Here is an 11,837-nt window from a genome sequence, read left to right as displayed (position 1 = left end):
CGGCGTCGGACGGCGCGCACGCAGTCGTACGGCGCGCAACGGATGGGGAGGCAGGAACGACGGTGGCGGAACGGAGCACGGCTGCCGTCGACGTGGCAGACAACAGCGGCGACGAGCCGCTGACCGCACAAGCGGACCAGTCCACGGCCGACGGGGTGGCCAAGAATCGGGAGCGGGACACGGACACCGACGAGGCACAGGGGAGTGGCGGGACCGAGGGTCCCGGAAAGGCCTCACCACCCGAGCTGCACAGCGGCCACAAACTCGCCAGACGCTACCGCCTCGAGGAGTGCGTCACCCGTCTGGACGGGTTCAGCAGCTGGCGTGCGGTCGACGAGAAACTCCGTCGCGCCGTCGGCGTGCACGTACTGCCCGCGGACCATGCGCGAGCCCGCTCCGTGCTGGCCGCGGCGCGCTCCTCCGCGCTGCTCGGCGACCCCCGCTTCGTCCAGGTCCTCGACGCCGTCGAGGAGAACGACCTGGTCTACGTCGTCCATGAGTGGCTCCCCGACGCCACCGAGCTGACCACGCTCCTCGCGTCCGGCCCGCTGGAGGCGTACGAGACCTACCAGATGGCCACCCAGGTGTCCGCCGCCATGGCCGCCGCCCACCGCGAGGGCCTGGCCCACCTCCGCCTCAACCCGAACGCCGTACTGCGCACCTCCTCCGGCCAGTGGCGCATCCGCGGCCTCGCGGTGAACGCCGCGCTGCGCGGCATCAGCTCCGACACCCCGCAGCGCACCGACACGGAGGCCATCGGCGCCCTGCTGTACGCCGCGCTCACCCAGCGCTGGCCATACGAGAGCGACGCCTACGGCCTGTCCGGGCTGCCCAAGGACGTCGGTCTCATCGCTCCCGACCAGGTGCGCGCCGGCGTTCACCGCGGCCTGTCCGAGCTCGCCATGCGCGCGCTGGCCAACGACGGCGCGACCGCCTCCCGCCACGAGTCCGCGTGCACGACGCCGGAGGAGCTGGTGAAGGCGATCGGCGAGATGCCCCGCATCCGCCCGCCGGAGCCCGCGTTCGCTGCCCCGCCGGACTATCAGCGCACGACGTATCAGCAGGGCACCTACGGCCGCCAGGCGCCGCATCCCGGCGCCACGCAGCCGGTGCCGACCCCGCCGCCTCCGCTGCAGAGCCGCACCGGCAAGGCCCTGAAGTGGGCCGTGTCGGCGCTCCTGATCGCCGCGCTGGGCCTGGGCAGCTGGCAGTTGGCGGATGCGCTCATGGACCAGGGCGGCAAGTCCGACGACACCAACCAGACGCAGACGACGGATGGCGACAACGACAAGGGCGGCGACAAGACCAAGCCTTCCCGGCCCATCGCGATTCAGAGTGCTCGGGACTTCGACCCGTTCGGCCCCGACGGCTCGGAGAAGCCACGCGACATAAGCAAGGTCTACGACGGCGCGCCGGGCACCTACTGGCAGACGGACTACTACCTGGGTGCCAAGTTCGGCAATCTCAAGTCCGGCGTGGGCGTCATCCTCGATCTCGGCAAGGCCCAGCGAGTCGGGAAGGTCACCGTCTCCTTCGTGGGCAACACCTCAGTGGAACTCCGCGCCGCCTCAGAAGACGCGAGTTCCGAACCCACATCCTTCGACAGCTACACCAAGTTCGCCGAGGGTTCAGGGACGAGCGTGACCCTCAAGCCAAGCAAATCCCTCACGTCCCGATACCTGCTGGTCTGGCTCACCGAGCTGCCGTTGCAGGCCGACGACGGCAAATTCCGCGGCAGGGTTGTGGACGTCAAGGTGACCAGCTGAAAGTGAGAGGGAGGGGGTCCGATGGCAGATGGCAACACATACCGTGACACGAGCGATCAGGACCTTCTGTCCCGCCATGTAGGAGGCGACCCCGACGCGTTCGGTGAGCTCGTGCGGCGGCACCGTGACCGGCTGTGGGCGGTGGCGCTGCGCACCCTCGGCGACCGCGAGGAAGCCGCTGACGCCGTCCAGGACGCCCTCGTCTCCGCCTACCGCGCCGCCCACACCTTCCGAGGCCAGTCGGCCGTCACGACGTGGCTGCACCGGATCACGGTGAACGCCTGCCTGGACCGCGCCCGCAAGGCGGCCTCCCGGAAGACCTCCCCGGTCGACGACACCGAACGCCTTGAGCAGTTGCTGGAGCCGCACGAGTCCGCCTCTGCGCCCGCGGAGCGCAACGATCTGCACCGCCAGCTCCTGGAGGCGCTCGGAACGCTGCCGCCCGACCAAAAGGCGGCGCTCGTGCTGGTGGACATGCAGGGATACCCCGTAGCCGAAGCAGCCCGCATCCTCGATGTGCCGACCGGCACGGTCAAGAGCCGATGCGCACGCGGCAGAGCCAGACTTCTGCCTCTCCTCACGCATCTGCGGCCGGAAAACACCGGAGACGGCAAGGATGGCGACGAGAGGCGGAACCGGACGCAGGGGACATCCGTCCCACCGGCAGCGGGTCCGCATGGCACGGATCCGCGCGATGCCGGGCCAAGTGATTCAGCTGCAGTGAAGGGCGGAGGTGGGCGAGCGTGAGTTCCAGGACAGACACGGCCGGACACCCGGACGTCGCCGAGATCTCCGACCTCACCGAGGGCCTTCTCCCCCCGTCCCGGACCGCCGACGTGCGGCGGCATCTGGACGAGTGCGAGCTGTGCGCGGACGTCCACGCATCACTGGAGGAGATCCGGGGACTGCTCGGCACGCTGCCCGGCCCGGCGCGCATGCCCGCCGATGTCGCAGGACGCATTGACGCTGCCCTCGCCGCAGAGGCTCTGCTCAGCGCCACGGCGCCGGGGGACGTCGACAAGCCGACGCTCGCCGGCAGTGCCCGCTCGGTCTCCGATGCGGACGACAGCGTGCGTGTTTCACGTGAAACATCGGCAGCGGCAAGTCGTCCGACGGGACACGCCCGCTCCTCGACCACCGGCCCCGGCCGCAAGGACCGCAAGAAGGCCGGGCGGCGCAAGGTGGCCATCCTGGGCGCCGCGTTCACGGCCGCAGCCCTGGGACTCGGCTCCGTGCTCCTGACCTCGCTGATGGGTGGCTCAGGAGCCGGCCCGTCGGCCGACGGAGAGCAGACCACCGCCGATACCTTCTCCGCAGCGAAGCTGGAGAAGCAGGCCTCCGACCTTCTCGCCAAGAACCAGAGCTCCCCGGGAGGCTCCCGCAAACCGGACCGGAGCATGGGCATCGAGGGCGGGCCTGACACCAAGAGTCCTCAGATCCTCCGCGAGATCAGGGTGCCCGAATGCATCCGAAAGGGCATGGGACGCAACGACGCCGCTCTTGCCGCTGAGGAAGGCGTCTACAAGGGCAGGGACGCTCTGCTCGTCGTGCTGCGCGATGCCTCTGACAGCAGCCGGATCACCGCCTACCTCATGGACGCGGCCTGTGTGAAAGAAGCGTCCTCCTCTCCGGCCAAGGTCCTGCTGAAGGATTCCTTCCCGCGTTCCTGAGAGACCGGCGGTTCGTCTTCGTCAGCGTGGCAACCCCTACGGTGTGGCGTCTCCGTGTGCCCGGACACAGTGGGAATGCGCGCCCCTTAGGATCCGTTGGGTGGGGTGAGAGTTCTGAAAGGAGCTCCCACCGGTCCGACGACGCAGTCCAGAGACGAGGAATCAAGCCGTGAGCGACGTCCGTAACGTGATCATCATCGGCTCCGGGCCCGCCGGCTACACGGCGGCGCTCTACACCGCGCGCGCGTCGCTGAAGCCGCTGGTGTTCGAGGGCGCCGTCACCGCCGGTGGCGCCCTGATGAACACCACTGAGGTCGAGAACTTCCCCGGCTTCCAGGACGGCATCATGGGCCCCGAGCTCATGGACAACATGCGCGCCCAGGCAGAGCGCTTCGGAGCCGAGCTCGTCCCGGACGACATCGTCAACGTCGATCTGACCGGTGAGATCAAGACCGTCACCGACACGGCGGGCACGGTCCACCGCGCGAAGGCCGTCATCGTCGCCACCGGCTCGCAGCACCGCAAGCTCGGCCTGCCGAACGAGGACGCCCTCTCCGGCCGCGGTGTCTCCTGGTGCGCCACCTGCGACGGGTTCTTCTTCAAGGACCAGGACATCGCCGTGATCGGCGGCGGCGACACCGCGATGGAGGAGGCCACCTTCCTCTCCCGCTTCGCCAAGTCCGTGACGATCGTCCACCGCCGTGACACCCTGCGCGCCTCGAAGGCGATGCAGGACCGCGCCTTCGCCGACCCGAAGATCAAGTTCGTGTGGGACAGCGAGGTCGCCGAGGTCCAGGGCGATCAGAAGCTCTCCGGCCTGAAGCTGCGCAACGTCAAGACCGGCGAGCTCTCGGACCTCGCTGTCACCGGCCTGTTCATCGCGATCGGCCACGACCCGCGCACCGAGCTGTTCAAGGGCCAGCTGGAGCTGGACGAGGAGGGCTACCTCAAGGTCAACGCCCCCTCCACCCGCACCAACCTGACCGGTGTCTTCGGCGCCGGCGACGTGGTCGACCACACCTACCGCCAGGCGATCACCGCGGCCGGCACCGGCTGTTCCGCCGCCCTCGACGCCGAGCGCTTCCTCGCCGCCCTCGCGGACGAGGAGCAGGCCGAGCCCGAGAAGACCTCTGTCTGACCCCCACCCGCCCCACGCAACAAACAATTAAGGAGCCCGCCGTGGCCGGCACCCTGAAGAACGTGACCGACGACTCCTTCGAGCAGGACGTCCTCAAGAGCGACAAGCCCGTCCTGGTGGACTTCTGGGCCGCCTGGTGCGGACCGTGCCGCCAGATCGCGCCGTCCCTCGAGGCGATCGCCGCCGAGCACGGCGACAAGATCGAGATCGTCAAGCTCAACATCGACGAGAACCCGGGTACGGCCGCCAAGTACGGCGTCATGTCCATCCCGACGCTGAACGTGTACCAGAACGGCGAGGTCGCCAAGACAATCGTCGGCGCGAAGCCGAAGGCCGCGATTCTTCGCGACCTCGAGGACTTCATCGCCGAGTGACGTTTCACGTGAAACACGAATGGGCCAACCCGAGCGGGTTGGCCCATTCGCTTTGAAGGGCAACTTGCTCCAGAGCGGCCTCAGCTTGCGCTTACTCTAGAGCGGCCTTAGCGCCGGTTCCTTCTGGACGGCCCCCAGCAGCCGATCGATCGCCATCTCCACGTCTTCCTTCCAGGACAGCGTCGTCCGCAGCTCCAACCGCAAGCGCGGAAAGGTGGGGTGCGGGCGAACCGTCTTGAAGCCCACGGCCAGGAGATGGTCTGCGGGCAGGACGCAGGCCGGCTCTTTCCAGCGCGCGTCACCGAAGGCCTCGATGGCCTTGAAGCCTCGCCGCAGCAGATCCTTGGCGACCGTCTGAACCATCACCCGGCCCAGTCCCTGACCCTGGTAGCCCGGCATGATGAACGCGGTCATCAGCTGCACCGCGTCCGATGAGACGGGGCTTGTGGGAAACGCTGTAGCGCGGGGCACGTAGGCCGGAGGCGCGTAGAGCACGAATCCCACCGGTACGTCGTCGACATAGACGACCCGGCCGCAGGAGCCCCAGTCCAGCAGGACAGCCGAGATCCAGGCTTCCTTCTCCAGGGCGGCCGTCCCCGCTTTTACCGCGGCTTCACCGCTGACCGGGTCCAGCTCCCAGAAGACACACGCGCGGCAACGCTTGGGAAGGTCCTGAAGGTTGTCCAGCGTGAGCGGTACGAGCCGACGCCCCATGAAGGCTGTTCCTCGCTTCCTTCGCCCGCGGCATCGCGAGCGGCTGTCAGGGCGCTGCGTTCCCTGAGCAGGCTGCCGACGAATCCGCCGACCGCGCCCAGCCCAAGGCCCGCGCTCACCAGTCCGGTGCGGCTCACCGTTCGCATGGACCCCGCCTCCCCTAAGAGGTCTGCCAGGTGGATGCGCCATACCCGAACGCATCGTATCCACGATGTGATTCCATCGATACCGCCAGAAAGCAAAGAGCGGGCCGTGTTCCGGACACACCGGACACGGCCCGCATGGGCAGGCCGGAAAGCACACCCCGGCCTGCCGCCCTCAACTCTCGAGTTCCTCCGCATCATCGTCCAGAAGGCTCTTCTGGAGAGCCAGCTTCTCGCCGGGAGCGAGCGTGCTGAGGATCCGCTCGAGGTCCTCCGGGGAGGCGAACTCGACGGTGATCTTGCCCTTCTTCTGGCCCAGCTCGACCTTCACCCGCGTCTCGAAGCGGTCCGAGAGCCGGGTCGCGAGGTCGGACAGCGCCGGAGAGGGCACAGAGCCGGCCCGCGGCCCCCGGGGACGCTGAGTCTTCTGCGGACGGGACCCCATCAGGGTCACGATCTCCTCAACGGACCGGACCGACAGCCCTTCGGCCACCACCCGGTAGGCCAGCCGCTCCTGCTCCTCCGGGTCCTCCACGGAGAGGAGCGCCCGCGCATGCCCGGCGGAGAGGACCCCAGCCGCCACCCGGTTCTGAACCTTGGGTGAGAGCTTCAGCAGACGCAGGGTGTTGGAGACCTGCGGCCGTGAACGGCCGATGCGATCCGCCAACTGGTCGTGCGTGCAGTTGAAGTCCTTCAGCAGCTGATCGTAGGCAGCGGCCTCTTCGATCGGATTCAGCTGAGCCCGGTGGAGGTTCTCCAGGAGCGCGTCCAGGAGGAGCTTCTCGTCATCCGTGGCCCGCACGATCGCCGGGATGGCGTCGAGTCCGGCCTCACGGCAGGCCCTCCAGCGCCGCTCACCCATGATGAGCTCATAGTGGGAGGGACCGATCTGCCGTACAACGACGGGCTGGAGGAGACCGACCTCCTTGATGGAGGTGACGAGCTCCTGCAACGCATCCTCGTCGAAGACCTCACGCGGCTGGCGCGGGTTCGGCGTAATGGCGTCGAGAGGAATCTCGGCGAAGTGGGCGCCCATCGGAGGGGCGGGCACCTCCACGCCTCCGTTCGGCGAGAGATCCTCTGTTTCACGTGAAACAGGCGGCAACGTAGCGACCTTCGCCGCAGCCACCCCCCGGTCGTTCAGCAGCGGGACAGCCGCCGGCGATGTGGAAGCAGCGCTCCCCGCTCCAGGAGGAGCCACCGTCGTCTCTGTCGCCGCTGCGGGGATCAGTGCGCCGAGACCACGGCCCAAACCCCTCCGTCGCTCGCTCACTGGATCCCCTCCACCATGCTCGGGTTGCTCTGGGCGCCGATATGGGCGTGCGTCGGGTCGTAACTGACGCCGACACCCTTCAGCGCGATTTCTCGTGCCGCCTCAAGATAGGACAGGGCACCGCTCGATCCTGGATCGTACGTCAGCACCGTCTGTCCATAGCTCGGCGCCTCGGAGATACGGACCGAGCGAGGAATGCTCGTCCGCAGCACCTCATTGCCGAAGTGGCTGCGCACCTCGTCCGCGACCTGTGATGCAAGCCGCGTCCGGCCGTCGTACATGGTGAGCAGGATCGTCGATACATGCAGGGCGGGGTTCAGGTGCCCCCGCACCAGGTCGACGTTGCGCAGCAGCTGGCCGAGGCCCTCCAGCGCGTAGTACTCGCACTGGATCGGGATCAGGACCTCCTGCCCGGCCACCAACGCATTGACCGTCAACAGGCCGAGCGAGGGCGGGCAGTCGATGAGGATGTAGTCCAGCGGCTGCTCGTAGGCCTGGATCGCCCGCTGCAGTCGGCTCTCACGTGCCACCAGCGACACCAGCTCGATCTCCGCACCGGCGAGATCGATCGTGGCAGGGGCACAGAAGAGACCCTCGACATCGGGGACCGGCTGGACGACTTCCGCGAGCGGCTTGCTCTCGACCAACACGTCGTAGATGGAAGGGACTTCGGCGTGATGGTCGATCCCCAGGGCAGTGGACGCGTTGCCCTGCGGGTCGAGGTCGATGACCAGCACACGGCTGCCATGCAGGGCCAGCGACGCGGCAAGATTGACGGTCGTCGTCGTCTTGCCCACGCCCCCCTTCTGGTTGGCGACCACCATGACACGGGTCTGCTCGGGCCGTGGCAGGCCCTCGCCGGCGCGGCCTAGAGCCTCCACCGCCAATTGGGCAGCACGACCGATGGGAGTGTCGTCCATCGGGGGCGGTGTTTCACGTGAAACATCCTCCCCCATCGACTCGGTACGGGGACCGGGGACCGGATCGGTCATCGGTCCCGCGATGTTGGCGTCGGACCGCAAGGATTCACTCTCCTCGACTTCAGGCTCGCAATGAACAGAGCCTCCCATGTCTTCGGGGTCGTGAACCAGTGAGGCCTGTTGTTCTGTGGAGAAATCCACCTCTGTGGAAAACTCCGTCCCCCTCAGGGGGGACTCAGTGTCGTCGAAGGAACCCTCTCCGAGAGAACCGAGAGGCTTTCGGTCGCGCGGTTCGGCCGCAGCGCGGCCGCGACTGATGATGCCGTGCAGCAGTGAGCGACGTTTCACGTGAAACACGATGCACAGCAGCCGTGGCCGAACTGTCGCGACACTCCGACCTGCATAGGTTTGGCAGCTTGTGTGGAGTACGTCTCGTCGTCAGGACGGATCAGCGGCGACGGCGTGCTCGTCCCGTCCGTGCAGCCTTGGCCCGCTTCGCCGCGAAGCGCACACCGCCCGGACTTTCCCCGACCTCAACGCGGACGACCGTGGACATCGGATCCACGACACCCTCCCCGACATGAAGGATCGACGTCTCCACCGCGCCCAGCTTGCTCAAAGCCGTCGCCGCGCTCTTCAGCTCCTCCTCGGCGGTGTCGCCCTTGAGTGCGAGCATCTCCCCGTAGGGACGCAGCAGCGGGATACCCCAGGTGGCCAACCGGTCCAGCGGTGCCACCGCACGCGCGGTCACGACATGCACCGGCTGCAACGTGCCCATGACCTCTTCGGCACGTCCACGGACGACCGTCACATGATCCAGCCCCAGCAGCTCCACAACCTCCGTCAGGAAGGTCGTACGCCGCAGCAGGGGCTCCAACAGCGTGATCTTCAGGTCCTCCCGGACCAGCGCCAGGGGAATGCCCGGCAGCCCGGCACCCGAGCCGACGTCGCACACCGTCACGCCCTCGGGAACGACCTCGGAGAGCACCGCACAATTCAGCAGATGCCGCTCCCACAGGCGGGGCACCTCACGCGGGCCGATCAGGCCACGCTGTACACCCGCCTCGGCGAGCAGTTCCGCGTAGCGGACCGCATCAGCGAAGCGATCGCCGAACACCTCACGTGCCTGCTCGGGCGCAGGGGGAAGCTCCGCTGCCTCCGTCACGGGGGACCGTCCTTCCGTACCGCGCCGACGCACCGGGCGCCGACACCAGAACCACCAGAACTATCAGGCTGACAAAGTTCGGCCCCGCCTGCGGGCAGACGGGGCCGGGAGAACGAACGGGCCGATCAGGCGGGAAGCACAACGACGAACCGCTGCGGCTCCTCGCCCTCGGACTCGCTGCGCAGGCCCGCGGCCTTGACGGCGTCGTGCACGACCTTGCGCTCGAACGGCGTCATCGGCTTCAGCTTCACGGGCTCGCCGGAGCTCTTGACCTCGGCGGCGGCCTTGGCGCCCAGCTCGGAGAGCTCTGCGCGCTTCTTGGCGCGGTAGCCCGCGATGTCCAGCATCAGGCGGCTGCGGTCCCCGGTCTCCCGGTGCACGGCCAGACGCGTGAGCTCCTGCAGCGCCTCCAGCACCTCGCCGTCACGCCCGACCAGCTTCTGCAGGTCTCGGCTGCCCGTGTCGCTGATGATCGAGACAGCGGCGCGGTCGGCCTCGACGTCCATGTCGATGTCGCCGTCGAGATCGGCGATATCGAGCAGACCCTCGAGGTAGTCCGCCGCGATCTCACCCTCCTGCTCCAGGCGGGTCAGGGTGTCTGCACCCTCGGCAGCGGCGGAGGTGGTGCCTTCCGTCACGGGATGGGCTCCTTCTTACTTCTTGGACGGGGACTTGGGGCGCTGCGGACCGCCCTTGCGCTGCCCGGACTGGGCCTTGCTGCGGGCTCCGCTGCCGGGCTTCGAGGCGGCCTTCTTGGCGGCGGCGGGCTTCGCGTCCTCGGGCTCGTCGGACTTGCTCAGCGACGTCTTCGGCTCCGGGTCGCCTGCCGCCTTCGCACCGGACTGGCGCTTGGCCTTCGTCTGCCGCTTGGGCTGCTGACGCTTCGGAGCGCCACCGCCGGCCGTCGGCGTACCGTCCTCGGTCTGGACGGCGACAGCACCCTCGTTCTTCACCACGGTGCCGTCCGCCTGGGCCGCGAGGCCCGCCTTGCTCAGGCCGTTGATGAACTTGCGCTCGTACTCGTTGCGGTCACGGCCCTTGGCGACGATCGCCTTGATGATGGTCCGCTCACTGCGCCTGCGGGCCTTGCCGTGGTGCGTGACGTGCTTGGTGAGACGCTCCAGGTACGCGGCCTGGGCCTTGGAACCCGGAGTCGGGTTGTTGTGGATGACGTACATCTGCTGGCCCATGGTCCACACGTTGGTGGTCAGCCAGTAGACGAGGACACCGACGGGGAAGTTGATTCCGAAGACGGCGAACATGACCGGGAAGATGTACATCAGCATCTTCTGCTGCTGCATGAACGGCGTCTTCACCGTGGTGTCGACGTTCTTCGTCATCAGCTGGCGCTGCGTGTAGAACTGCGACGCCGACATCAGGACGATCATGACCGCGGTGACGATGCGGACGCTGGTCAGCGAGGCGTCCAGCGCGGCGACGTCAGAAGAGCTGTCGGTGAACTTGGCGGCCAGCGGGGCCCCGAAGATGTGCGCCTTCTGCGCGCTGTCCAGCAGGCTCTGGTTGATGGAGCCGATGGTGTCGTTGTTCGCGATGCTGTTGAGCACGTGGTACAGCGCGAAGAAGAACGGCGACTGCGCCAGGATGGGAAGGCACGAGGAGAGCGGGTTGGTGCCCGTCTCCTTGTACAGCTTCATCATCTCTTCGGACTGACGCTGTTTGTCGTTCTTGTAGCGCTCCTGGATCTTCTTCATCTCGGGCTGGAGCGTCTGCATGGCCCGGGTCGCCTTGATCTGCTTCACGAACAGCGGGATCAGGCAGATACGGATCAGGATCACCAGAGACACGATGGACAGCCCCCAGGCCCACCCGGTGTCAGCGCCGAAGAGGGCGCCGTACACCTTGTGGAACTGGACGATGACCCAGGAGACAGGTGTCGTGATGAAGCTGAAGAGGCTGGCAATCGTGTCCACTAATCATGCTCCTTGGGCATGGGACTGGGTCTCTGCGGCCGGGCTCGAAGCAACATTCTCTTCGGTGGCCGTTTCGGCGGCTGAGGGCCCGCCCTTGCGTGCGCGCCACGCGTTGCGCAGGATCTCGTGCCACCGCGGGCGCTTACGCGGCGGGACATGGTCCACACCGCCCAGCGACCACGGGTTGCACCGCAGGATGCGCCAGGCGGTGAGCGCCGTGCCCTTGATCGCACCGTGCCGGTCGATGGCCGTATAGCCGTAGTGGGAGCACGACGGGTAGTACTTGCACACCGGCCCCAGCAGCGGACTGATCGTCCACTGGTACAGCTTGATCAGGGCCAGCAGTGGGTACTTCATCGCGCGCCCCCTCCCAGCAGCCGCTGCAGAGCGGCATCCAGGTCTCGGGCCAGCTGTGCATGGTCGGCGTCGCCCGCACCGGGCAGCGCTCGTACGACTACCAGGCTACCGGGGGGCAGCCGGTCGACTCGGTCGCGCATCAGATGGCGAAGCCTGCGCTTCACCTTGTTGCGGACGACCGCGCCGCCCACGGCCTTGCTCACGACGAAACCCGCACGCGTCGGGGGAGCGCTCTCCCCAGGCGCGTGCGGGTCCGTGGCACCGCTACGAAGGTGGACGACGAGGTGCTGGCGTCCTGCCCTGCGTCCTCGTCGAACCGCGGTCGCGAAGTCCTCGCGCCGCCTCAGCCGGTTCTCGGTGGGCAGCACGACGTCATGACCTGACCG

General features: G+C 67.7%; 13 protein-coding genes. 5 read left to right on the top strand and 8 right to left on the bottom strand.

Annotation, left to right across the window (positions count from 1 at the left end; translation table 11 throughout):
• Positions 1-62: 62 nt before the first annotated feature.
• The 5 genes from ACZ7L6_RS17085 (at position 63) to trxA (ending at position 4,948) form a co-directional block, all read left to right on the top strand.
• Positions 63-1,766 carry a protein kinase family protein gene (locus ACZ7L6_RS17085; protein ID WP_471924528.1) on the top strand — a complete coding sequence of 568 codons (1,704 nt, stop codon included), beginning with the start codon at positions 63-65 and terminating at the stop codon, positions 1,764-1,766.
• Between the two features lie 21 nt (positions 1,767-1,787).
• A complete protein-coding gene (gene sigM, locus ACZ7L6_RS17080) occupies positions 1,788-2,513 on the top strand; it encodes an RNA polymerase sigma factor SigM (RefSeq protein WP_471924526.1) in 726 nt (241 codons plus the stop codon).
• Positions 2,510-3,436 carry an anti-sigma factor gene (locus ACZ7L6_RS17075; protein ID WP_471924524.1) on the top strand — a complete coding sequence of 309 codons (927 nt, stop codon included), beginning with the start codon at positions 2,510-2,512 and terminating at the stop codon, positions 3,434-3,436. Before sigM ends, ACZ7L6_RS17075 begins: the two co-directional genes overlap by 4 nt.
• 169 nt (positions 3,437-3,605) lie before the next feature.
• On the top strand, positions 3,606-4,574 hold the full coding sequence (gene trxB, locus ACZ7L6_RS17070) for a thioredoxin-disulfide reductase (RefSeq protein WP_471924522.1): 969 nt from the start codon (positions 3,606-3,608) through the stop codon (positions 4,572-4,574).
• 41 nt (positions 4,575-4,615) lie between these two features.
• The gene (trxA, locus tag ACZ7L6_RS17065; RefSeq protein WP_093907654.1) at positions 4,616-4,948 is read left to right on the top strand and encodes a thioredoxin; all 333 of its coding nucleotides are present in this window, start codon (positions 4,616-4,618) and stop codon (positions 4,946-4,948) included.
• A gap of 96 nt (positions 4,949-5,044) precedes the next feature.
• On the opposite strand, the gene ACZ7L6_RS17060 is transcribed toward trxA, so the two are convergent.
• The 8 genes from ACZ7L6_RS17060 to rnpA all read right to left on the bottom strand — a co-directional run bounded on the left by ACZ7L6_RS17060 (position 5,045) and on the right by rnpA (position 11,819).
• Positions 5,045-5,662, bottom strand: a complete 618-nt coding sequence (locus ACZ7L6_RS17060; protein WP_471924520.1) for a GNAT family N-acetyltransferase — start codon at positions 5,660-5,662, stop codon at positions 5,045-5,047.
• A 318-nt stretch (positions 5,663-5,980) separates the two neighbouring features.
• Positions 5,981-7,078, bottom strand: a complete 1,098-nt coding sequence (locus ACZ7L6_RS17055) for a ParB/RepB/Spo0J family partition protein (RefSeq protein ID WP_471924518.1) — start codon at positions 7,076-7,078, stop codon at positions 5,981-5,983.
• The gene (locus tag ACZ7L6_RS17050; protein ID WP_471924606.1) at positions 7,075-8,148 is read right to left on the bottom strand and encodes a ParA family protein; all 1,074 of its coding nucleotides are present in this window, start codon (positions 8,146-8,148) and stop codon (positions 7,075-7,077) included. The genes ACZ7L6_RS17055 and ACZ7L6_RS17050 overlap by 4 nt, the downstream gene beginning before the upstream one ends.
• Positions 8,149-8,446: 298 nt before the next feature.
• Positions 8,447-9,163: a 16S rRNA (guanine(527)-N(7))-methyltransferase RsmG gene (gene rsmG, locus ACZ7L6_RS17045; RefSeq protein WP_471924516.1), complete on the bottom strand. Its 717-nt coding sequence runs from the start codon at positions 9,161-9,163 to the stop codon at positions 8,447-8,449.
• 125 nt (positions 9,164-9,288) lie between these two features.
• Positions 9,289-9,801, bottom strand: a complete 513-nt coding sequence (locus ACZ7L6_RS17040) for a Jag family protein (protein WP_062145553.1) — start codon at positions 9,799-9,801, stop codon at positions 9,289-9,291.
• Positions 9,802-9,816: 15 nt separating this feature from the next.
• Positions 9,817-11,094, bottom strand: a complete 1,278-nt coding sequence (yidC, locus tag ACZ7L6_RS17035; RefSeq protein WP_471924514.1) for a membrane protein insertase YidC — start codon at positions 11,092-11,094, stop codon at positions 9,817-9,819.
• Positions 11,095-11,097: 3 nt separating this feature from the next.
• Positions 11,098-11,451, bottom strand: coding sequence for a membrane protein insertion efficiency factor YidD (gene yidD, locus ACZ7L6_RS17030; RefSeq protein ID WP_471924512.1), 354 nt, complete (start codon positions 11,449-11,451; stop codon positions 11,098-11,100).
• Positions 11,448-11,819 carry a ribonuclease P protein component gene (rnpA, locus tag ACZ7L6_RS17025; protein ID WP_007492554.1) on the bottom strand — a complete coding sequence of 124 codons (372 nt, stop codon included), beginning with the start codon at positions 11,817-11,819 and terminating at the stop codon, positions 11,448-11,450. The genes yidD and rnpA overlap by 4 nt, the downstream gene beginning before the upstream one ends.
• Positions 11,820-11,837: the final 18 nt, after the last annotated feature.

Source organism: Streptomyces sp. NPDC107522, from assembly GCF_055657525.1.
The sequence above is the reverse complement of the archived record's forward strand: the minus strand, read 5'-3'. Positions and strand labels throughout refer to the sequence as shown.

Excerpts from the sequence above, each read along its gene's own strand:
- ACZ7L6_RS17050 (WP_471924606.1), bottom strand. The coding sequence starts at position 8,148 with ATGGGAGGCTCTGTTCATTGCGAGCCTGAAGTCGAGGAGAGTGAATCC.
- sigM (WP_471924526.1), top strand. The coding sequence starts at position 1,788 with ATGGCAGATGGCAACACATACCGTGACACGAGCGATCAGGACCTTCTG.
- yidD (WP_471924512.1), bottom strand. The coding sequence starts at position 11,451 with ATGAAGTACCCACTGCTGGCCCTGATCAAGCTGTACCAGTGGACGATC.
- ACZ7L6_RS17060 (WP_471924520.1), bottom strand. The coding sequence starts at position 5,662 with ATGGGGCGTCGGCTCGTACCGCTCACGCTGGACAACCTTCAGGACCTT.